Source organism: Sphingobacterium zeae (genome assembly GCF_030818895.1).
Lineage (GTDB): Bacteria > Bacteroidota > Bacteroidia > Sphingobacteriales > Sphingobacteriaceae > Sphingobacterium > Sphingobacterium zeae.
Genome location: NZ_JAUTBA010000001.1, coordinates 5473749 through 5499098 on the forward strand (window position 1 = coordinate 5473749; position 25350 = coordinate 5499098).

Genomic DNA, 25350 nt, shown 5'->3' on the forward strand with positions numbered 1-25350 from the left:
AATTTAAGTTACTGTTCCAATTTAATCCGAATCAGATTATGTACTTCTTCATTATTAAACCGGTTAAAAAAGCCCATTAAAAGTAATGCGCGTTTACCATCCTCTGTTTTTGTCTCAACAACTTTATTGATATAACCAGAGAAATAACCAGAAGTATTATAATCTCCATTCAATTCACCGTTGGGATTCAGGATCATAAAACCATTTCGGGCAATATTACTATAGCGCGAAAAATCTCCGGAAACAACAATTAATCCGCCATTTAACTGCATCGCATAGAAAGGACTTCCACCTTCAAACGTTTTGGCCTGGAAACTTTGGTCCACGGTTCCATTTGCATTCAACATAATAACTTTTATTGCCGATACACCGTTATATTTACTAAAGTCTCCAACGATCATGTATTTATCTGTTACACTATTATAAGTAACCGAGGAGACATTGTAGTCTGCTCCAACTCCACCAGGATTAAATGTATCGTCCAATGTTCCATCCGCATTCAACCGTGTTATATATCCTTTTGGTTGGCCGTCGAACCTATTGAAGGAGCCATATACTACAATTTTGCCTTTTAAGGCCCCACTGGTATGATATACAGTGGCTACCGCTCCATTTCCACCAGCCATTGCTTTGCCGTCTGCCCCAAACCTGAAGGACTTATCCAACGATCCATCTAGATTCAAACGGGCAACATGTCTGATTTCGGTACTATCTAGGATAATCGTATCCCTTGTTTCCAACCGATTGGGCTTATCATAAGTGCGATGGATGTAATATCTAAAATTCCCCGTTGCTAAAATTTTCCCCTCCGACTCGTATATATTGCCGATATTGCCATCAAACCCACCGTTAAATGTCGGATAATACTTCAACGTATCACTTTGCCCCGGGCGTCGGAATGGTTTAATGCCCATGGTATCAATCGCTCCGGTGGTGTAAATTCGCGTCAGATTGCTGATATCTGAATTTCGCTGTCCATATCCTGAAAAAGAACCTGCCAAAAAGTAATAATTCCCTAGTTTGAGAATGCTATTCAGCGAATTATTAGCGCCTGTACCTATACGAAAGCTTGCATCATACGTTCCATCTGCAAAAGTTCTGACGAGACGATTAATAGGCCGTATCGACCCTTTATTATTATAATTTGTAAATGACCCTGTAAAGATCATTTTACCATCTTCCAAAAAAAGAACATCAGAAACGGTATTATTTGTTCCTACCCCCACTTGAAAAGTCTGATCGATAGATACATTTCCTAAAACCGTAAATTGTGGCCCAAAAAATACAATATCGTCAATGGCAACAGAAAGCACTCCCGTACTGGCAAAAGGTGGAACTTTCAACTTTACATAATCTGCCGTTAGCTCGACGACCTGTGCTTTTTCGCCGTTAAATCGAATGATAGCCTTATCTTTATACTTATCCAAGCCTTTAATTCGCATGATGGTCTCGACTCCTGTTTTACCCGATTCGGGTTGCATTTTATCGGTTGGATTAATTTCTATACCCAATGGCGGAAGCCCCTCCTCGTATGGAGCTGAAAACATCCTATTGTTCTTATTACAACCCAAAAAAAGAGCAATAAAGAACAATAGGGCTGTATATTTCCAAATCGTATTGTACATAACTTTCATAATTTAAATTACAACTGCTTATTGCTATTAACGCTTACTTTCTAATATATCTAACAGAATATCACTCTGATTGAATCCAAACTGCGCTTTGGTATAATCAATTACATGGACAACCCCATTATCCGGCTGGATATCTGATGATGCAACGGGACATGAACGCCAGTCGTTTGGCCTGCTGATATCTGGAATGTATGAAATATATAATTGTCTATATCCCATATATTTCAACCGGGTAATATTATTCTTGTCAGAGTCGTTTATGGCATCGTTATAGACAACACCTATGTTAGAAACTGTATTTGCAAATGAGGTGTAATTTTGCCCTTTATAAACATTTAGCAAATCAAAATCAATCTGTGGATAATCCATCAATTTTCGCTTATTATTGAACATATAACGCAATAAATATTTACGCCAAATAGTACTATCTACGTCTGCCAATGTTTTGATGGTATCGCGCCCCAAATCATAAAGCAGCCAGTTCACGCTAGATTGATTGCCGGGCACATTTGACTTAGCTTGACCGATCATCTTCTTTATATTCTCATCTCTCGGGGCAAAAAAAGTAAATTCCTTGGTCTTAAAATCTTCTTCTAAACCTGCCAACCTAATAATTTTGGCAATCGAATCAAATTCCCGCGGTTTGGAATCCAGATAATCCATTATAGAGCCATCAAATTTTGCCTGTGCCAATCCACCATCTTTATAATATGCATCCTTTTTGCATGATACTATGGCAAACAGTAACATCGTTAGCGACGCATATCCTATTATCTTAGCTTTTCTCATAATAAACTGATTTAATTTCCTCCTGTCCAATAATCGTTCAACACGATCTTTGAATTAAAATTTTTGGCCGAAGCATCCAAAGGCCAGGTCCATGCACGACGGTTATACTGATCAATTGTCATGGGATTCATGGTCCATTGTGGATTGAGTATCCTTCGAGTCCGGATCAGATCAAAATATCTCACCCCTTCTCCGATCAATTCACGACAACGCTCTTCGAAAATAAAATTCTTCAGATCAGTACCGCCACCGGCATAGCGCGGGGCTTCAGCTCGATCTCGAACTATATTAAGCACTGAGATTGCCTCGGACTCGCGCGCGCCACCTAAATTAGCAAGGGCCTCAGCCTCTAATAACAACGCATCAGCATAACGAAAGATCATAAATGTATTGTCTGGATTAGAGTCTTCATTTCCTGACGCAAAGACATTGGCTGCAAATTTCTTTAAAACAAATGATCCATCATTCGCATACATATCCTCATACCAGAGATCCTTGCGCTTGTCTGCAGGGCCATTCAGCGGGTAAATTCGATACATAAAAATGGAGGAATAATAGGCAATACTGAACTGCTGATTGTAACGGGGAAATTTATATGGCCAACGTAAAAAATGATCCCACAAAGGTGCGTAGTCATTATTCTGATCATTATAATTGATTGTTCGGTAAAATTCAAACAATGATTCTTCCGTGCGTCCTTTTGAGACCTTAGCCCATTCTTCCGGGGTAAGTTTGTACAAATGATGGACTCCACTCGCACGCAGCTCCTTTCCAAGACTTGCTACACTTTCGTAATACTTCGTTGCATTAGCCGAGTCAAAATTCGCATTCCACATCTTCATATGCATCAACAGCGCGATAATGCTTCCTCGGCTTGCCCGCGCACCACGCTGTGAGGCTTCCCCAAATGTCCATGGCATCATATCTTTAACAGATTCCAAGTCGGCGATACTTTTACTAATAACAGAAACCATATCCTCACGGGGGAGTTGCTTTGCGAAATATGCATCCGTGTAGTAAACCACATCGCCATACAGACGTACCATCCAGAAGTAACTTAGACAACGCATAAAAGTAGCTTCGGCTTTATAGCGGTCTTTATCTGCAGCAGATAACCCGGAGATTCCCTCATCCAATTTGGCTATTAAAATATTACAGCTCTGAATCACTTTATAATAGGTATCCCAGATAGACACCTGATACATGGCATAACCACTTGACCTACCACCACTTAATGTATTGTTATACACTGCATTCATATCATTTGTTCCCAAATCGCGAAGTATCATACGATTAGTTCCGGATGTAGGAGAGGGAAAAATTTCTCCAGACCTCGCCTCGCCAATAGCACCAACTACCCAAGACTCGTTCAGTTTTTCGAAAAACTGGCTATAAATACGTGCTATATTTGATTCTACATCTTCTTTAGACTGATAGAAATTGTTACCCGTAAGTCTATCTATCGGCTCTACAGTCAAAAATTTCTTACAGCCTATCATGACGGTTGTACATAGACATATGACAACAGCTATTCTTCCTATATTTCTTTTTGTTTTCATCTTACAGATCAATTAAAAATCAATATTAACACCAACATTATATTGTCTAGGCACGGGATATCCTCCGGAAGCGTCTCTTCCCATTGTGCTTACATTTTCGGGATTAGGTCCGCTGTATTTTGATAATGTCGTTACATTGTCAGCTGAAACATATACCCTTAAACGCTCAAGTCCATATCTTCTAACCGCATTTTTCGTAAACATGTAAGAGAGCGTCACACTATTTAACTTAAAGTAAGATCCATCTTCAGCCCATAAATCTTGGTCCATCCGAAACGGATTAACGCTTGAATACCTTCTGAAATCATAAGCATAAGGATACTTTGCAATATCGCCGGGTTTCATCCACATATTAATATCATCTAAAGGAACTACAGTCCTATCCCCATAGGGATCACTCATCAATTGCAATCGCTCTGCAAGGGCATTGTTCAAGATGGTACGTTTTGCTGTATAGGATGCATATAAGTTCAAACCAAAAGATCCAAGGGTTTCATGATTGTAATTAAAATTCAATTGCATACCACCGGTGATCAAAGGTTGAGAATTCCCAGTACGGGCATAGTCATTTTCATCTAAAACATAGTTACCATCTAGATCTGCAAAAATTGGATCCCCGGCCTGAAATTCGGTACCATTGGCCATTCGATAACGTCGTCCGGTCGCCGGATCCACGGGTACATCTGCATCGGTGCTATATACACCTCGATTTAATAACATGTAATTAGACATCGTTGAAGTTCCTACCCTGAAAACAACATGTTGCTTATATTTATCATTATTTTCCCAACGGACAAATTGCCCACCATAATGCTCGGGTAGCTTTAACAGAACATCCCGATTATATGCTCCATTTACCCCTACTGACATGGTAAATCGACCTTCGGTCAAAGGTCTTAACATAACAGATAACTCATGACCATAATTGGCAATTGCAGCCGAGTTACTATTTACTTTTTCAAATCCCAACGATGAAGAAAGTCGTTCTTCAAATAGAATATTATTTACTTTCTTATAATACGTATCATAGGTCAATTCAAACCTGTTTTGAAAAAAAGCGAGGTCCAACCCCAGGTTATACTGACTTGTTGTTGTCGGTTTTAGATCAGGATTTGGAATTTGTTCATAATTGATTCCGATGCCTATCTTATCATTATAGCTTCCTGCAATATCGTATTTTCCGTAAACGCGCTCCAAGGTACTATTCGGCATAACATTCACCCCCCAACTGGTTCGAATGGATAGCAAATTAATCCAGTCCACATCTCTCAAGAAATTCTCATGATAGGCATTCCATCGAAGACCAACAGCAGGATTTTTGGTATACAGGTTTCCAAATCCATTCTGCGATGACCCATCCATTCTATAAGAAAGATCGACTACATATTTCTTCATGTAATCATACGTTCCGGCGATGGCAAAAGATAATCCTCTTTCTTTTCCGAATCCACGACGTAACAATCCCCCACCTTTAGAAAAATAGCCATCAAATCCAAGCGGGCCTTCAAACTGATCATTTGGCGTACGGGCCTGTAAAGTGGCATTAGCCTGTTTATCCAAGGTGCGGACCTCATTGAATAAATTGAAAAATACAGTATGCTTTTCATTAAACGTGCGACTATAATTGATGGAGTTCCTATTATACAAGGAATTATAACGGCCATAATAAGCATACACTTGTGCAAATTGACCATTTGCTGCCGCCGGTGTAAACGTGTTTTCATTATCGGAAGTAGACTCATAACTCATTGTTGTTGTTGCCCGCAAACCTGGAACAATTTCATAAGAAGCTTCAATGAAAGGCTTGATCGATTTAGACGAATTATCATTGCGGGTCTTCAATGCTGAGTTATAGCCAGAAGATGCCAGATAAAAAGATGGCCCCGGCAACAACGTTGAGGTCATCCCGTTTGTTGCCACTCCTGATTGTAGAATGCCTAAGCCATTACCTTTACTTTTTGAGCCAAGTGAGGCACTTACCTGCGCCGTAAACTTAAACTTCTCGTTAGGATAATATTCAAATCGCATATTGGTCATGTAGCGATCAAACCCCGTATTTTTGATAATACCATTTTCATTATAATAATTTAGGTTCGCTTTGTAGTTTAATTTCTGATTTCCACCATCAATCGCCACATTGTGGGTCTGGTTGTAGGTCGTCGCATAAAACAGGTCCTGCCAATTGGTAGAATTATTGTAATAAGGGTTCAAACTATCCGATAGCATGGGGGTTTGTGAAATTCGGTCGAGGTCATCCTGCGACAATGCATTTCCATAGATCTGCAATAGCTTTAGACGACGCTCTAGATTACCCCCCAAAGTTGGACGCAACTGAGGCGGTGTTTTCAGGAAGAAATTGCCCGTATACCTCACCCTGGGAACCTCGGAGTTCCCCCGTTTCGTATTGATAATAATTACGCCGTATGCAGCCAACGATCCGTACAACGATGTTGCCTGCGCATCTTTAAGCACCTCGATACTTTCGATATCCTCAGGTGGGATTAATGATAGTGGACTGATGCCTGGCCCTTGCTGGCTTAATCCGAGTTCATTGGCTCTATCTGCATCCATTGGGACGCCATCGATCACATACAACGGTGAGGTGGGGGTCAGAAATGACTGATCACCGCTACCTGTCACACTGATTGTCGAAAGTCCACGGATCTGTGTGGATCCTCTAAATCCCGGTGCTCCGGTATTTACCTGTATATTTAACCCTGCGACCTTGCCTTGAAGCAAATTTTCTACATTCGCCGATGGAATATCTTGAATTTCTTTTCCACTGATCTTAGTCGAGGACCCTGTAGTTGTCTCTCTTGGACGCTTCACATACCCCCTAACAACAACTTCATCCATTTGATTATCGATCTCCTTCAATTGAACGACTACATTTCTGTCGGCCTTCACAGTCATCGTAGTTCCATCATAACCAATTAATCTAAAGGCAACGGGAGTTCCGGTTGCCGTTGTTAAGCTAAATGCCCCCGAGGAATTTGTCGAAGTTGCTTCCTTTCCAGATTTGCCAAAACGTACTGTTACACCAGCCAACGGCCTCCCTTTATTATCTGTTACCTTACCCGACATAATGACCGTCTGCGCAAAAACCTTTGTAGAAAGAAACACACACAATATCAACAGCATGCAGCTGTTATAAAATATCTTAAATTGCATAACTTTTTCAATTATTCATTATCAAATCGTGGATTCTCCCGTTGAAAATGGAAAACAATTTCCCAATCTCCTTTGGTAAAAATTTTAAAGTTCAACCCAAAATTGGCCGTAATTAACCCTCCGCCAAACCCCTTTCTGGAGTAGGAAAAATCGACCTTTGCGCTGTTTCCATTAGTATACTTTGTTGGAAAACTTGTTAGAGGAATTGGATAAGCTACATCATATTGCACATAAGTAGCCGTTTTTTTCATGTTAAAGCCATGCACCAGTTCATTCCACTTTGTTTCATTAAAACTATCCGGATTTATGGGCTCCCCATTTTTATTTAAAAAGACAAAGCGTAAATTATGTCCATTCCCTCCGTTAAATCTGCGGATATAGACGACTAGGTCTTTAAACTGATCATCCGTGCGTAATGCCTGATTTGACAATTCCCCATAAACTCCATTCATATAAGAAGGCCAGATATAACTTTTCTTTTTTGGATTTTTAGGATCATTTGGATCTGGAGCAGTCTCACCATTATAGGGGTTTTTATCCGAATAAGGTTCATAATCCTGAACACGCCAAGGGAGAATCATAAAATCTTTAATTACGGTGGAACCACCAGAATTAGAGACCTTTAAATCAAAATACCGAATATTCTGCACCAGATCTATACTGTCTTTGGAACGCGGCTCTATCAGCTCATTTGTCGATGAATTCCACAAAATAAAACTACCCGTAGAGTCAACCTCAAAAAGAGGTCGAAAGACGAGCTGACGCTTGGCCTCAATTTCTTCCAGGTTCTTTTCAGTACCATCATAGCGGTAAATCCAACGGTAGACAGGTTTGACTTCGAAAAGATCGGTATAAGGTCGCCCATCGCCATAACGGGGGTTAACAATTTCAAAACGCAGCGGTGTGGTCGAATGATCGGTATTAATATTCCCCATCAGCGTAGTTCTTCCCAAGATGGGATAAAAAGATTTTCCGTCGTAAGTCAGGTTGACACTTAAGAATTCTTTTTCATCCGGCAAATTGTAAAGCTTTTTACATCCATTTAAGCAGACGCACATCAAGATGAGCAGGCCCAAGTTGCATGTCTTATTTAGTGTATTGAATTTTCTAGCAATTTTCATGTCCATACATTCTTAAATTGGTTATTGATTACGGTTCATTGTCCAATCTGCCAACTGGAAATCGTTACCACCATGCATACGTGCAATATTCAGACGATAAGCTTTGTACGTCTTTGTATTTGTAAAAAAGAATACGCGCAGTTGAAACCTTTCGTCAAATTCCTCCCCTTGTCTAGAGTCCAATAATATCCATTTTCCACTTTCTCCATCAAGTCCCTGTAACGTCCAGTCCGTTGGATCCCGATCTTGAATATCATTAGCTGAACGGAGTGTATAACTGTTAGCAAGTACTTCGACAGGAAAATCCCATTGCAAATAGAACTGTCCCGGACTTGATAAAAAGAACTTTGTCTCTGGATTACCATCAAATACATATTTAGATGCTTCAACAGCATTTGGTCCACCCGAAGTTTCCTTCGACGCAGAACCTAGCCCTTTGAATTTTATGAAAAGATTTTCTGGAGGTGGGATATAGATAATCTGACTGACAAATTTGTTGAAACCGAACACATGATCAGGGTTCAATACATGAACAACAGCATTGTCTGTTTGGATATTCAATGAGCTGGTTTCAGTCGTTACCCAGTTACGGTTGAAAACAGATCTTCTCGTATCGGAAAAGTCAACAATCGTAGGACCTCCATTTATATAACCAGATGAAGATTGTTTATTTAATCCAATATGCATTGGATAGCCATATCGAATACCCCGTACGTCCTTGCCATCCTGACTATTGAGGGAATCACTTGCAATTCTGCCTTGGATAATATATTGGCATAGCAGTGAATCCAATATTTCATACTTAACTGAATTCAAATATTGTGCAGGCTTGTCAGAGATACTCAACGTATTGTTGAGGTTTTGAATAGCTAGTTGAAAATTGGCATTGGTCAACGCAAACAGTGTCACTGTGCTATCTTCCAATTTTTTTTGCAGACCGATTCTATCGATGACTTTCACCAAAGAATCATATATTCCAGGCTTACTTTTTAGATAACTATATAAATTACCCTTATAGATCGCTTCTTGGGATATGGGCGAATAATAGCCTTTGTCTTTAGCACAAGCATACAGCAGGACGGTAATAAAAAGTATATATACACCGCGTACAAATAGGTTATTTCTCATAATTAGTTCTTCCTTTACTTCCAATAAGCATTTTGTTCGATTAACTTATTTTGAGCGAGAATTTCTCGAGCAATTGGCCAATAGATCCCATCGTTAGCGATTAATTGTGCTAACTGGGGATTGTCATGTTTTATCTTTTCCCGTCGAATCATATCATACCAGCGCTGTCCTTCACCCATCAATTCCCGTTTTCGTTCTAAAAATATAGCGTCAACCAAATCTCCATTTGTCGTCTCACTATAAACTTTAAGCCCTCTGCGTTCCCTAATTTCATTAAGTAGTTCAATGGCGGTCGATTTTTCACCCAAGACAGCTAAAGCTTCGGCACGTAAAAGCGTAATATCTTCCAAACGAGTCAGTACGGTCGCACTGGTAAATATGCGGAAGGTGGGATCCGAAGAACCTCCCATAATACATTTGATTTTGCTAAATATGGGATACTTGCCGTTGAAGTTTCGGAAATATACTTCTGTCGTAGGATTTCCCAGTGTATCGATACTAAACCGTTGGTCCTTCTTTTCGTTAAATGTTTTTAAAATCATTTCCTTTGGCATATAAATATCCGGTACGGTCTTATTGACAACAGGAGCAGCCAGCGTCAACTCTTCAATATGTCCCGTGAACGACGCCTCCACATGTGACCATATATAAGGAAATGAGAATAGCTGCTCGGAACGCTTCTCAAAGAAAAATCCATTGCCATCCGTTAAAAACGAAGTAGACAAGTAATAGGCTCCCCCTTTACTATAATTGTCCATCACAAATTGTGAATAAGAAGCAGCATCCGCATAATTGGCTTGCCATGCAGCCAAATGTGCGAGGATAGCATATACCGAAAGTTTCCTGACCAACGCACCATTCCATCTGGAAGATGCTTCATTGTAGTAGTTCCCAATTTGCTGTTCATCACCCGTACTATAGGAATAAGGTAATAATTGAGCGGCATCATACATTTCTTTTTCGATCCAAGCGTACAGTTTTAATCGGTCCTCTTTGGGTTTATTCTCAAAATTTCCATCATGAGAATTCAGTATCAGGGGGACATCACCCCAAATACGGACCATATTGAAATAAGCGTAAGCACGTAGAAATCGAGCCTGAGCCATATCCACCACCAAATTATTCTCCGTGTAACGCATATCTTTTTCTCTTACTCCCGGAGCGCGCTCCATAAAAATATTAGCAGCATTAACTACAGCAAACCAACGTCTCCAATTCGACAGTGCGTTCAGCGATTCATAATTCGCTTTGAGATCATTCTTAATAATTGCCTTAAGATCTTGACGGGTGGGGCTATCAAAGTCCCCCGACCTCACCTCTCCATACAGCCAATAAGCATTATTATCGTCCAAAGCTGCTTTGGTTAAACCGTAAATCCCCATCAAACCTGCCCGCGTGTCTTCCAAAGCATTCCACATATTCTCTTCATTGACCGTTCGAGAAGAGTCTATATCCAGCATTTTCTTACAACCCCCCAGAAGTAATGAGAAAAATAGTGAAACACTCCATATGAGATGATATCTTTTCATTTCTTTTCGTTTAAAAGTCAACTTTTATTCCTACCGTATAAATTCGTGGTATCCTCATTTTTGATCCAATATCGTAACCCGTATAATCCACGATCTCAGGATCTACACCACTGTAAGATGTAATTGTAGCAACATTATTAGCAGACACATAAGCATAAGCATTTTTGATAGCTTGATTCCGGCCTGATAAAAGAGATGTTAAGTTATAGCCCAGCGTGATCGCCCGTATTTTAAGAAAGGAGGCATTTTCTAGGAAAAGGTCTTGATCGGCCTGATAAGCAATAACCGTACTCCAAGGATTATACAAGGGATATTTGCCATAATCCCCTCTTTTTTCCCAATAGGTGATCTCCTTGATTGCGTCTAGGCTTTTCGCACCTTCATTATTGATAAAATCAAAACGATTGGCCATTTCCTGATTGATGAGTTCCCGACCAAGATTATAATACATGTTCACCCCCAGGTCCCATTTGCCAAAGACAAAATTGTTGTACCAATTGCCAAAAACAGCAGGCAAGCGATGGCCCTGCAGTTTCCGATCTTCATCGTTGATCATATTGTCACCATTTAGATCCTTCCATATCGGATCACCTGCATGCAATTGAATCGCATTATAAGTCATTCCCTGAGGCACATCAGCATCAGTTTTGTAAATACCATCGTTGGAAAGCAGCCAATATTGGTCTAATGGTTTGCCAACCTCCAAAAGATTATTACCGATAACCAGCCTATCGAGACCGTTCGGTAATGCCTTCAATTTATTCTGATTATGGGATACATTGAGCGCTGTGGACCACTTAAAATTATCGGATTGAATTGGATTTAGTCCAACAGTCAATTCAGCACCGATATTCTGCACATTCATCCCAGCTGCATAGCTCGATTTATAGCCATACTCGCTATATGAAGGAATATTAATTAGCTGGTTCTTTGTCTGTTTCAAATAAACATCCAGTGAAACATAAAAATTTTTTTGTGTATTCGCATAGTCCAAACCCAAATTACCCTGGTCTATATAAGCCCATGGAATATGATAACCAACCCACCCCGATTCATACGGCCGTACCAACCCTGCAATCGCATTATAGCCAGCAATAAGCTGATTTCCCGTAAATCCCATTTGAGCGACATAATTAGGCCCTTGCGCAAAATCATCAAACACATTGTTTAGGCCGATACGTCCGACACTAAAACGGGCGGTAAGATCCTTCAGGTCAGTATTGGTCGTAAAGTAGCTATTTTTAATATTCCAATTTACCGACAAGGACGGCGTAAAAATCCAGCGGGCATCCGGTTGCGCATTAGAGGATCCGTCAGAGCGAAGCAATAGCGATGTTTCGACCTTATCCTCATAATTGTAAGTTGCTTTTCCATAAAATGAGACCAGATTATGACGGATGCGATCTAAAAACTTAAAGATAAGCGCTTTCGGATACGCCGTCGCTTCGAGATAATTTGATTTCAGCGCATCGTCTTCCAACAGATTCACCTTAATAAAATCATTTACACCTTTATAAGCATAAGCATAGTTGTAGCGATAAGTATCCCATTGCAAACTATTGCCAACCAATAGGTTTAACGTATGGCTTTCATTAATATTCCAGTCATAAAGAGCTTTATTGTCAAATACCGCCCGCTGATTATAACCATAGTAATTTGAGGCAAAATTATTGGATTCCATCAACTTACTGTGGTAGAATTGATCCCGATACCCCTCATTATAATCGAGCATTCCTGTTGAAAGAAAATGAAAATTTCCAAAATCAAATTGCAGCTTTCCATACCCCTGCACAACGTTCGTCTTGTTATTATCAAAGCCTTTTTTATAATAGCTCAGATACTCGTTGTAGACCTCCTTATTAGGTGACAAAGGCGCAGACAAATCTGGGAAATAGGCCAACTGGGCAAATCTATCCCGCAGATTCAGGTTGCGATTTCGATCAAGCCGAGTGATATTTGCCTGCATAGAGAACGTTAACCAAGTCATCGGCCGCATATTCAGGCCAAACAAAGCATAATACTTATTCAATTTTACCTGGTCGGACACACCCTTATCCTGTGTTGAGCCCGCTGCAAATTGAAAATTTGCACGTGGCCCACCACCGGATAAATTTGCATTCAAATTGTATACTAAACCACTATTGTAGTAAGAATCGGTCCAATCGGATCTCCCAAAATAATTCATATTAAGCGAGTCACTCAAATACACTGGATAAGAATCTCCATCATCATACTGGCCATTGGAGGTATATAAATCATAAAATTGCTTTCTGAATTTGTTTTCGTATTCACCATTGATCGTTGTGACATGTGGACGCTCAGCCAATCCCGTATACATGTTGATCGCTATGCGGTTGCTTTTATCGGCTTTATACTCTTTCGTACAAACGACGATAGCTCCATTTGCAGCATTAGGACCATACATCGCCACCGCAGCGACATCTTTTAATACTTCAATAGACTTTACCATATCGATATTAATATTTGCAAATAGATTGGTCGCAGGCCCAATACGCTCGAGATTATACGTTTGTACGGCGTAAGCAAAAGGGTGTTCTCCGACCAAAGGAATTCCATCTACAACAACCAATGGCTGATTTTGAAATACGTCAATATCGGAAAACAACGGCCTCGAGATGCCTCGAAAGTACATGGGCTGCTTGGTGCCCGATTCCCCGGAAGGTTCAGTTACATAAAGCCCCGTATTATTTCCTTTGAGATATTGCTGCAGGGAAGAATAAGGTAATAACGCCTGTTTTTTTATTTCTATTGGATTTACTTGGCTAGTCTTAATCTGAAATATTGAATCCAATTTTGAAGTTCCAATCTGAAGCTTAAGACTATCGGATGGTGATAACACCTTATCTTGACCAAAAGCAAAAGAATAACAGGCACAGGACCACCCTAAAAGAATAAGCCTATCCAAATACCTCTTTTTAATCATGTACATATAAATGATATATAATTAGGTTATTTTTACTTTTCTACTATTACTGGTTAAAATCGCCTAAAAAACAAGGCGAAATTTACTGATTTTTCGAGATAGGAAAATTGGTCAATTCCTCTCAAAAATTTATATTATGCGGTATCAAATAGAATTAGTATCATAATTTAAGGTTTTAAGTATAAAATATAAAAACGTTTTAGCATAACACAACATAATGGAATGTTAAAACGGATCGGTTTGCTTAATTGGTCTACACTTATCTCACTTGGTTATAATGAAGATATATAGAAAAATGAGAAAAAAAAACTTTATGCGTTATTTTTTCTGTTTGCTAAACTGGTTTAGTAATTAACATTAAGCAATTTATAGCTCAAAAACTGGTTTTTTACATTAATAAAATATGATTTTGCTAAAATGACAGATACAATTAATTTTTTTTCAAATTGTAACGTCATTCCGCAAATGAATCAAAAAACGAATGGACAGTTTCGTACTTAAATGGCTAGTAAGTGGATAGCACTATCCTTTCAGACCGCAGGGAAAATAAAAAACCCCTCGTAAAGGAGGGGTGTGCATTATAGAATTTTATCTTTTACTCTTATCTATTCGGTTTACTACTCATCTCGTAGACTAATTCACCGCCATCTATAATGCTACTATAAGGTAGTCGCAGATCAGCTAATCTTCGCCCATTTAAAGAAACGGATTTAACGTAAATATTCCTTTCAGACTGATTATGGGCAACTATAGAAAGACTACGTCCATTTTCAAAATTAACCTTCGCCGATTTTACAAGAGGACTGCCAATCCAATAACTATCTTCCCCAGGCGCCACCGGATAAAAACCTAGTGCAGTAAATAGATACCAGGCCGACATCTGTCCACAGTCGTCATTACCACCTAATCCCGCATGACCATTATGGTACTGATTTCGGATGATTTGTCTGACACGTGCTTGAGTTTTCCAAGGATTCTTGGTGATGTTGTATAAATAAGCCACATGGTGGGGAAGGCTCATTTCCGTGCACGTAATTTCCGATAATACCATCTCGCGTAATATCCTCTGTATGCTCAAAATACTTATCCGGTAATTCCATTGTAAAAAGAGAATCCAAATAAGTCTCTAAGCGCTGTTTACCTCCCATGACTGTCATCATTTCGGTAGGCTGATGCGGTACATACAGGCTGTAATTCCATGAATTACCTTCAATAAATCCCTGTCCATGTGTATCCAGCACATCAAATTTCTCCTGAAATTTACCCGCTGAATCCTTGGGCCGCATAAATCCAATAGCGGGATCATAAAGTGATTTCCAGCTTTCAGCTCTTTTGGAAAAAGTCGTGTATATATCTTCCTTTCCTAATTTTTTTGCCAATTGCGCGATACACCAATCGTCATACGCATATTCCAATGTATTAGAAACAGATGTACCCGACACATCAGCAGGAACATATCCCTTGTCAATATAAGCACCGATCCCCTCATATTGACGCGTATTTGCTGTTTGAACGCACGCCGCTAACGCCGCTTCCGCATCACCTTTATAGACGCCCTTAAGTATGGCATCAACAATAACAGACACCGAATGATAGCCGCTCATGCACCAGTTGTCATTCGCATAATGCGACCAGATGGGCAACATCTTCAATACACTCTGGTCATAATGAGCCAGCATGGATGCTACAATATCTGCATTGCGAGACGGGTTTATTAGATTCAACAGGGGATGAAAGGCCCTAAATGTATCCCATAAAGAAAATGAGGTATAATTCGTAAATCCTTTGGCGCGATGCACCTCCTGATCCAACCCTTTATATTCACCATTAGTATCCATATAGACTGTCGGCATTAAGCTTGCATGATACATGGCTGTATAAAAATTGACTAGGTCTTCCTTGTTCAACATTTCAGCTTCTATCTTATGCAACTGCTTTTCCCAAGCTTCTTGACCTTTCTTCACGTAACCATCAAAATTCCAGTCGGGAGCCTCCTCCTCCATATTAGCCAATGCATTCTTCATACTTACTGGACTTAAAGCTACTTTCAGCAAGATGGACTCTTGTGCTTTTGTATCAAAATCCAAGTGTAGCTTAATATTGTGCGCTGCAAGGTCAGGGAAATTGTTTTGTTGGTCAAACTTACGCCAGAAACCATTATAGACAGGTTTGCCATCTTCATACTTGGCACCATAATTCTTAAAAGCTTTTGATGTCTTTATGGCAAAGTACACTGTACGGGTTCTGGACCAACCGTTTGTCTGACGGTATCCAACTAACGTAGAATCGTTCAGTACTTTAACAACAGTCCAAACATTTTTACCTTCGTAATTATAGATCCCCGCAGTTAAATCAACAATTAGATGTGACGCATCGGACTGGTTGAAAGTATACCGATGTATGCCCACTCGCGTGGTCGTCGTCAACTCTGCTTTAATCTGATGTTTATCCAGTAAAACACGGTAATAATTGGCTTCGGCCAATTCGTTCGCATGGCTATATGGTGATCGATAACCATCTTGCGGACGATCAGCTGTACCTGGATTTAACTGAACTTTACCTTGGGTAGGCATAACCTGTATATCGCCAAGATCGGAGTGACCGGTACCACTAAAATGCGTATGACTGAATCCCACAATCGTAGGATCATCATACTGATAGCCGGCACAATATTTATAAACATCACCATTATAGCGACCATTCACAGCATAAGATAGCGTATCCGTATCCGGGCTTAACTGTACAGCACCAAAAGGAACTGTAGCGCCCGGAAACGTATGGCCCATCCGCGCCGTACCAATAAGCGGTTTAACGTACTGGACTAACTTAGTTTCCTGGGCCTTTAATACAAATGGAATACTAAGTAATCCCCAAAAAGCCAAACGTTTTATATTCATCACTTATGAATTATATTTTAGGATTTTTACTGTAATCCGTCCAAAGCTCATCGATCGTCTTTCCAGTTTGTGCTTTCCAGAATGAATCGTTATAGCTTTTGCTACGCATTGCCGCATCCAATTTTTTAACAAAGTCTTTTTTTACATGCGTATTGATCCAATAGAGAAATCTAGCAGTAACACGATAAGAATCGGTGTATTTCTGCTTTTCGTTATAATCTGGCAGCTTCCAGTTTGCCCCTGCATTATCTAGGCCATCATCAAATCGAACAAAATCGGCTATCCCCTCCGTAATCCACCACGGGCCCGCCCCATCGGGGTATGCTTGGACAATATGCATGACCTCATGGGTAACCACGTCAATATCCCCTGGATTTTTAGCAAACCAGGCTGGACTATAACGAACAATCCCACCCGCGGTCGCTGCTACACCTTTATAGTCCGGATCAATAACAAAAGAGACCTTTTTTATAGTCTTTTTATTATACTTCTTCGCTAGTTTGGGGTAGTTTTCAAAATAAGCCGAAATGAGTCGATCTTTTAACGATGGACTAAAACCTTTGTCCTTATTAATCCAAATCAATGTAAAGCCACCTTTGCTGATACTATCCACATCCACCGCAACCTTACGGTCATTTTCAGTATGCTTCCAGTTGTCCTGCGCGAAAATCCCACTTGAATACAACAATCCAAATAGGATAGCAGCGACTTTTAAGTTTTTTAAGTTCATAATAGCACAGTGATTATTTCTTTTTGTTGGTTTTCACCTTATTATTTAATTGCAAATCTGTGGTCATTGAATATGGCGCAGCATTTTTGGACGCTCCCCTCGTATAGTTAGGTTTTGCCGCCATATCAAAATGTAGTGTCCCACCTTCATGCAAAGCTTTGTGACTTAACCAGTTTTTCCCATACTCCTTACCGTTCATCTGTAGTGCATTTACATATACATTTTCACTCGAGTTTTTAGGAGCATTAATGGTCAATGTCTTACCATTTTCAAACGCTAAAGTCGCCTTTTTAAATAATGGCGCTCCGAGCACATATTCATCGGTCGCTGGACAAACCGGATAAAATCCTAAAGCTGAAAAAACATACCATGCTGAGGTTTGACCATTATCTTCATCACCACAATAGCCATCAGGCGTTGGTTTGTACATTCTGTCCATCACCTGACGCACCCAATATTGCGTTTTCCAAGGTTGACCAGCATAATTGTAAAGATACGGCATATGTTGAATTGGCTGATTACCATGCGCGTACTGCCCCATATTGGCCACTTGCATTTCGCGAATTTCATGGATAATACCCCCATAATAGCTATCATCAAAATCTGGAGACTGAACAAATACCGAATCCAACATGCTCACAAATGTTTTTTCTCCACCCATTAAGTCAATCAGTCCCTGAACATCATGGAACACACTCCACGAATAATGCCAGCTGTTTCCTTCTGTAAACGCATCCCCCCATTTCAATGGATTAAAAGGAGTCTGGAATTTTCCATCTTTATTTTTTCCACGCATAAGATTGGTCGATGGATCGAACAGGTTCCTGTAGTTCTGTGCACGCTTCGCATAGAGATCAATTTCAGCTTTCGGACGGTTCAACGCTTTTGCTAATTGATAAATTGTAAAATCGTCGTAGGCATATTCCAAGGTACGTGCCGCATTTTCATTGATTTTAACGTCATAGGGCACATAACCCAAGCTATTATAGTAATCAACACCCTTTCTACCAACGGCACTCATTGGTCCCTCGTTATTGGCTCCATGCTGCAACGCTTCGTATAACGTATTGATGTCATAACCACGTAATCCCTTCATGTAAGCATCTGACACTACCGAAGCAGAGTTATTTCCTACCATGATATCAGCATATCCTGGACTGCTCCACTCAGGAAGGAAACCTCCCTCCAAGTAAGCATTTAGCAGGCCTTCCTGCATTTCCTTATTGATAGAAGGATACATCAAGTTTAAGAACGGATACAATGCTCTAAAGGTATCCCAAAATCCAGTTCCTCCAAACAAATAGCCCGGAAGTGTTTTTCCATTATACGGACTGTAGTGTACAGCTTTACCCTGCGCATTAATTTCATACAGTTTGTTCGGAAAAAAATAATGTCCGATACATCGTCGAATAAAATGTACGCAATTGATCAATATCATCGCCTTCAACTTTAATTTTCCCTAACGTGGAATTCCAGATCTGACGTCCATCTTCTTTAACTTGATCAAACGACTTGTCCCCCAACTCATTTAAGTTTAATAAAGCTTGTTCGGCACTGATAAAGGACGAGGCAACTTTCACCTGAACGGGTTTCGTTTTATCCTTTACCTTAAATCCAACAATAGCGCCAGTGTGGTCACCTTTGATCTGGAGCTGGCCATCCTTTTTCTCTTTCCCTTCCCAAGTAGCAACATTTGCAAACGGTTGATCGAAAACCAAAACAAAATAATTCTTGAAATTCGCGGGCAGTGGACCACGGGCGTATTTTGATGAATAGCCAACGATCATATTTTTTTCGGGGATAATCTGAACTTCAGACCCCTTTTCATACGCGTCCAACACGATGTAAGCGTCGTCTGTCTTATTAAACGAAATCCTAAACATAGCTGCTCGTTCTGTTGGCGTCATTTCCGCAGTGACATCGTGATCTGCCAGATAGACCGAATAATAATAAGGTTTTACGATCTCAGCTTTATGTGAAAACCAGCTCGCGCGCTCATCTTGATCAAAGACAGGCTTTCCCGTCACTGGCATAATAGAAAAGACGCCATAATCATTCATCCAGGGCGATGGTTGGTGGGTTTGTTTCAAACCGCGGATCTTATCAGCGGTATATTGATACTGCCATCCATCACCATTTTTCCCCGTTTGCGGAGTCCACATATTCATTCCCCAAGGCCGCGCGATTGAGGGATAGGTATTTCCATTGGACAACTCAAATTTGGATTCGGTACCCATTAATGGATTAACAAGATCGACAGCATCCATTTGCTGTCCTCTAAATTTCTGAGCCAAAACCGGTTTTGCGCAAAACAAACCAAAAGACAATAATGAACCCAGAAAAAGGCTTAAAGATTTATTCATTATTTAGGATATATAAATTATTTCTACTAAAACGTATTAGTAAAGATATAAAAAAGAATACTAAATCAAAATAAACCTCCGGAATTGAGCCGGAAGGTCTTATGATTTTTACAATACGACAGTTATAAATCGAGCTATTGCCCTATGCTACCTCCGGATCAATTTGGTTGAAATAATATATTCTTTAGGAGCTGATATCCCCTGTTCTATCTCCTTCAACAAAACTTTCACACATGTTTTAGCCAGAGGTTCTAATGGCTGTTGTATACAGGAAATTTTGGGGTTTAAAATATCAAACAACTCATGATCATCAAAAGAAAGCATCGGGAAGGAATAGTGATTTTCATCCGCTGGCCGCAGTGCTTTCAACCCGAGGATACACAGATAATTTGTCGTAAAAAAGAGACCATCTAATCCAGCCTGCTTCGCGGCCCAATTTTTCAACATATGCGTTCCCTTTTTCTTCAGTTCTTGATAGGGTAATTGCAGGATACGAGGCTCTATACCGTAGGTATCACAAAAATCCAAATAGGCACCTTTACGCGCCAACATTTGCGGCTGATCGGAATCGATGGTTACTAATCCAAAATCTTGGCAACCGATAGATTTCAAATGATCGCAGGCTTTTTTTGCACTAACGTCATTATCAATGTGCACATAGTGGGTCTCCACCGCTGGAGAATTTCTATCAAAAACTACTAGTGGAACCCTATGTTCCAATATTTTGCGCTGATATGCTTCCAGATCTACTGTCGGAGCCAAAATAATACCCTCCACTTTCTTTTCCAACATCGAATCGATGATATCCCGCGCATTTTGTGAATCTCCAAGGGTACTACTGTAGAGGACGTGATACCCTTTTTTTCGGAATAATTCCTCTACATACAAAGCAAATGGCCCAAAAAAAGAATCCCCAATATTTTCCACGATAAGACCAATGGTATTTGATCGCCCTGTTGCTAAACTCTTTGCAAGCGCATTAGGCTTATAACCAACTTTTTCAACATATGCAAGTACGCGGCTTTCCAATTCCTTGCTAATGCGAGCTCGCTCGGCTTTGTGATTAATGACTAATGAAACAGTGGATTTAGAAACATTGAGTTCCTGTGCAATTTCTTTAATTGATTTGGCCATAAAAGCATTTTCATAAAATTAAAGTGAAATTAGAAAATAAATATGAACATATCGGAAATTACAACTGATAGCAGACAATAAATTAACATTCCGCTCTTTACTATACAAAAGAATTAGACTGATGACGAATAAAAAACAAAGTCTTCTTTATCCCAAAAGATATTTTTAACTACCTGTAAATTGGCAAAAGATTATCCCAATTGTGGATCAGTTTTCGAATGATTGCCCGTTTCCACACGACCCGCAAACTGACGCACAAATTTGGTATTCTCAGCATGTACCGTAATATCATACCACCCATGAATTTTATGAGATTCTACAATCCACTTCGTAGATTTACCGGCAACAAGTACTATCGATTTCTTCCATGTACTATAAGCATTATCTTCTACATGTACACGGAATGATTTTTTCCCGTGATTACGAACCTCCAATACAAGATTGCCCGTTAAGTGTCCTTTCCTCCCGATTTCATAAGTTGCTTGAACAGACAATGGCTCCTCCTGTCCTTTAAATCCCCGCATAAACCCATTTGGGCCATATACGGTCAGATCGTAATGCCCATCTTTAAAATCGGCAAGATTCCAGTCAAAGCTTAGTTCCTGACCCGCGACAACTGCAAATGGCCAAAATTTCACACCTTCCTTATAGCTCGGTCCACTATAGACATTAAATGGACTGTTTAGCGATTTACTACCAAATACCTTATTGCCAACTTCTAGTGTCAGATGAATCTGATTGTGTTCCTTAGCAAAAGAGTCTTTGACATAAAGCTCGTAAGCGAGTGCGCTGGAGTTTTTCTGACCTTTCTCCTGTCTTGCCAGTAAAGTGGAATGACCTTTAGACCGCAATCCTGCGGCATCCTCTTTCGACCAAACGTGAAAATTATTGGGTAGTGGTTTCGATTTCGCCTGATCAATCGCATAGATCTGCTGATTCCGATCGAGGAAAGGCAAATCAACTGTATTCGATCCTTCAGCTTTCCGAAATACCGATGTCAAGTCACCTGTAATGGCCCGGCGCCAAGAGCTTATATTTTCCTCTTTAACCTGCTTACCCAACTTTTTCTCGAAAAAATGCTCCATAAATTGAATCGTCGACGTGATATCACAGATTTCCGAATTGACCCATCCGCCTTTAGACCAAGGGGAAGCCACAATCAAAGGGACGCGGTAACCAAGCCCCACTGGGCCCTCCGTTGCATTATCTTTTTCTTCACCATCGGCAAGCTCCTGTGCTAAACTCACATATTCTCCACTATAATCTAATTCCGGAGAAGTTTTTCCAGAACGACTATCTGCTGGATTAGGTGCTACAAAAGGAGGAATATGATCAAAGTAACCATCGTTCTCATCATAGTTCAAAATAAAAATGGTCTTCTTCCAGATTTCCGGATTTTCTGTCAAAATATTCAATAGCTCCGACACATACCAAGCTCCATACATGGGCGCGCTCGGATGATCTGAAAAGCTTTGTGGTGCTACAAGCCACGACACGGCAGGTAACTTCCCTGACTTCACATCATGTCTAAATTGGTGGAGTACATCGCCCTTAGGAACGGTAATCTTTTCACCCTCATGTGTCACCACGCTTGTCTCCCGATAGAAGGGGTCCCCCTCATTCGTTTGAAATGCACGTTCATGCAAAGCACGCTGCTCTTCAGGAAGCTGCTGAAAAGCATGCTCCGTAAGACGTGCCAAATGTTTTTGGTAGCTATTCAGCTGTTCCTGCTTCTGCTTGAGTTTATTCCGCGTTTTTTGTACGCTCTCGGTAGTATTATTCGCTAATGCTTTCTCAAGTTCTTGAATCTCCGCTGGTAATTCCGCGACACGTTTCCGCATAAAATCAAGATGGCTTTGCTTGAATTCAATATGATATTGCGCAAACCATTCCAAATTATTGTCTGTAAAATTTCCCAACAGATCCTCACCGTCTAAGCCACTTTCTATGCTCACTTCATTCTGGTAGACTTTCCAGGAGATCCCCGCTTCCTCCAAACGCTCAGGAAAAGTCTTCCAGTGCGCCCAACGGTTAAAATAGATATCTGAATTCCGCACCAATGGCTTCGCCCCTTTATGTGGCACACAGGTCCCAGTCCAGAAGAAATGCCTATTGGTTGTTGTACCTGTGATAGAGGAACAGAAGTGCTGGTCACAGATGGTAAAGGCATCAGCTAATGCATAATAAAAAGGAATATCCTCACGCGTATAATAACCCATCGTCAAAGGAATCTCTTTCAGGACCTTTCCTCCTGGACGCTTCGCTTCGATCCAGTTATCATGTTTTCCCTGATTACGGGCTGCCATCTGATTTTCCCAGGAATGTGGTAGATTCCCGGTCCAGGCAGCATTTGAATTTTTGATATCCAGTCGAAACGGCGAATAGGTCTTACCCGCAGCCGACGACTGCAGCCATACGGGATTGCCATCAGGCAGTTTAATCGCCCGTGGATCATTAAATCCACGAACCCCACGAAGTGTTCCAAAACTATGGTCAAAAGAACGATTCTCTTGCATTAATAAGACAATATGTTCGGCATCTAAAAAGGTACTTCCTGCTACAGGTTCAATTGCCAGGGCACGCTGTATCGCATCTGGCATGACACTTTGCAAACCAAAAGCTCCGGCTAAAAAGGATGCCTTCTTTATAAAATCTCTTCTGCTATCCATAAATAAATTTGTAGTCTCTTTACTGAATTCAATGGTCTGCAGCGAATATATTCATTCGCCACCTTTTTTTATGTAACGTTTTTAACAAACAATCCCCGCAAACGGTTGATCTCATCTACGGGGATTGTTTTTACAAATGGTCTATTTCAAAAGCCACATCAATTGGTTTATTTCATCCTTACCCCCGAATTGGCGGGCTAGTGCTTCATCCAGATTTTGTCCGTTATAGTTATACTCACTGGCTGGATAACGCCAACGAACAGGTATTTTGGTTGGATCATCGGCATTTAAACTGGATGCGGGGTTGATTTTCCATTTTGGATAACCTGTACGACGATAATCATAGTAAGGATTTATTCGTCCTTGCAAGAAGCTAGCTAAATACTTTTGCGTCATAATTGCCTCAATCTGTCCTTCTTTAGCTGTAGGGAATTGATTCCCATAAGAATCAATAGCACTGGCAATATAGGCCCCATCCAAAGGCATATTGTGTGTGTATTGGCTCGTATTTGGGGTGTTGTCCGCAATGAATTTCATCGCTGCTTCAATGCCTTTTTTATACCAATTGACTGAAGACTCTGTAACCCATCCTCTTGCAGCTGCTTCAGCAACTACAAAACATAGATGCGCATAGCTATATTGTTGTGTTGGTTCGCCACTTACGAGCTCGGTATAGCGGTCATTTAATTTAGAATAATCGTTTTTCTTCTTCAAGTCCGCAATATCGCCAAACGCCAAGGATGGATCAATACCAACATACGCATTGAAATCACTCGCTTGTTTGCCATTGGCAATTTGTAAAGCTGACGGATTTGCATAGAAAAATAGCCGTCTATCTTGATATTGCTTCAAACGATCGATAATCTCCGTAGACACAACGGGATAAATAACAAAACTATTACTGATTTTGTAAAAAGGATAGGTTTGACCACTTTTATCTGAGCGTACTAACTGAAAATTATCCGCATTCGCAGTGAATATAGGCTTGTTCGATAGAATCGATTGAAATCGTCCCTTTAAATTTAAGTCTGCATCAGCTTCCTTCTTGCTCAGTTGAATCAGTACATTTAACGCAAAACTGTTGACGAGCTTTCTCCATTTTGTTATGTCTCCGCCGTACAAGGGATCGCCCGCAAATTTTGCTCCGCTTGCAAAGAGCTGGTCCGCTTTCTCTAGCTCGTTAAGTATGCCCAAAAAGACCTCTTTTTGAGTATCATATTTTGGAAAATATGTTTTGTCTGATTCCCCTTTTAAAGCTTCTTTGTAAGGCACATCACCTACACTCATTGTCGCCTCATAAAATTTCACAGCTCTGGCAAAATACATTAACCCATTGTAGGAATTTGCCAACACATCTGTTGCAGCATACTGTCCCATGAAGTGAGCATCATTGATTGCGTTCATTGATATACCTCCTTCACCGAATCCATTATATTGATACCCCTCAACCAATTCCGTCCATGCAATCTCCTTCGTTAACAAATAGGGCTGCATAAATGATTTTTGTGTCGGCTGATTTGCCAAATTCAGAATAATACGCGTCGCTAGCATGGAAGAATTCACTTGTACAGGAGTTTCAGGATTCGTGTTTATCTCATCAAATTTTGAACAACTCGCTAATGAGATTAAACTCCCCATGGCGATATATATACACAATTTTTTCATTTTCATCTTAATTTTAC

The 25350-nt window shown here is 40.3% G+C and carries 12 protein-coding genes and 2 pseudogenes; all 14 read right to left on the minus strand.

The features are described 5' to 3' along the window. Positions 1-8: 8 nt before the first annotated feature. The 14 genes and pseudogenes from QE382_RS23075 to QE382_RS23140 all read right to left on the minus strand — a co-directional run bounded on the left by QE382_RS23075 (position 9) and on the right by QE382_RS23140 (position 25333). A complete protein-coding gene (locus QE382_RS23075; protein WP_307187929.1) occupies positions 9-1625 on the minus strand; it encodes a DUF5008 domain-containing protein in 1617 nt (538 codons plus the stop codon). Between the two features lie 36 nt (positions 1626-1661). Then, entirely contained in the window at positions 1662-2423 is a 762-nt protein-coding gene (locus tag QE382_RS23080) for a fasciclin domain-containing protein (RefSeq protein WP_293953207.1), read from the minus strand. Between the two features lie 11 nt (positions 2424-2434). Beyond that, entirely contained in the window at positions 2435-3982 is a 1548-nt protein-coding gene (locus QE382_RS23085) for a RagB/SusD family nutrient uptake outer membrane protein (protein WP_293953209.1), read from the minus strand. Between the two features lie 12 nt (positions 3983-3994). Beyond that, on the minus strand, positions 3995-7153 hold the full coding sequence (locus QE382_RS23090; RefSeq protein WP_307187930.1) for a SusC/RagA family TonB-linked outer membrane protein: 3159 nt from the start codon (positions 7151-7153) through the stop codon (positions 3995-3997). Between the two features lie 11 nt (positions 7154-7164). Continuing rightward, positions 7165-8274: a DUF5007 domain-containing protein gene (locus QE382_RS23095; RefSeq protein WP_307187931.1), complete on the minus strand. Its 1110-nt coding sequence runs from the start codon at positions 8272-8274 to the stop codon at positions 7165-7167. A 21-nt stretch (positions 8275-8295) separates the two neighbouring features. Beyond that, entirely contained in the window at positions 8296-9402 is a 1107-nt protein-coding gene (locus QE382_RS23100; protein ID WP_293938383.1) for a fasciclin domain-containing protein, read from the minus strand. 14 nt (positions 9403-9416) lie between these two features. Next, the gene (locus QE382_RS23105; protein WP_307187932.1) at positions 9417-10931 is read right to left on the minus strand and encodes a RagB/SusD family nutrient uptake outer membrane protein; all 1515 of its coding nucleotides are present in this window, start codon (positions 10929-10931) and stop codon (positions 9417-9419) included. Positions 10932-10941: 10 nt separating this feature from the next. Beyond that, the gene (locus tag QE382_RS23110; RefSeq protein ID WP_307187933.1) at positions 10942-13881 is read right to left on the minus strand and encodes a SusC/RagA family TonB-linked outer membrane protein; all 2940 of its coding nucleotides are present in this window, start codon (positions 13879-13881) and stop codon (positions 10942-10944) included. A gap of 595 nt (positions 13882-14476) precedes the next feature. Then, positions 14477-16772, minus strand: a pseudogene (locus QE382_RS23115) (GH92 family glycosyl hydrolase). Between the two features lie 10 nt (positions 16773-16782). Continuing rightward, positions 16783-17502, minus strand: a complete 720-nt coding sequence (locus QE382_RS23120) for a basic secretory protein-like protein (protein WP_307187934.1) — start codon at positions 17500-17502, stop codon at positions 16783-16785. Between the two features lie 13 nt (positions 17503-17515). Continuing rightward, positions 17516-19865, minus strand: a pseudogene (locus QE382_RS23125) (GH92 family glycosyl hydrolase). Positions 19866-20012: 147 nt separating this feature from the next. After that, positions 20013-20999, minus strand: coding sequence for a LacI family DNA-binding transcriptional regulator (locus tag QE382_RS23130; RefSeq protein ID WP_307187935.1), 987 nt, complete (start codon positions 20997-20999; stop codon positions 20013-20015). Between the two features lie 191 nt (positions 21000-21190). Then, on the minus strand, positions 21191-23668 hold the full coding sequence (locus QE382_RS23135) for a phosphocholine-specific phospholipase C (protein ID WP_307187936.1): 2478 nt from the start codon (positions 23666-23668) through the stop codon (positions 21191-21193). A 141-nt stretch (positions 23669-23809) separates the two neighbouring features. Next, positions 23810-25333 (minus strand): SusD/RagB family nutrient-binding outer membrane lipoprotein, encoded by a 1524-nt coding sequence (locus QE382_RS23140; RefSeq protein WP_307187937.1) that lies wholly within the window; start codon positions 25331-25333, stop codon positions 23810-23812. Positions 25334-25350 lie beyond the last annotated feature (17 nt).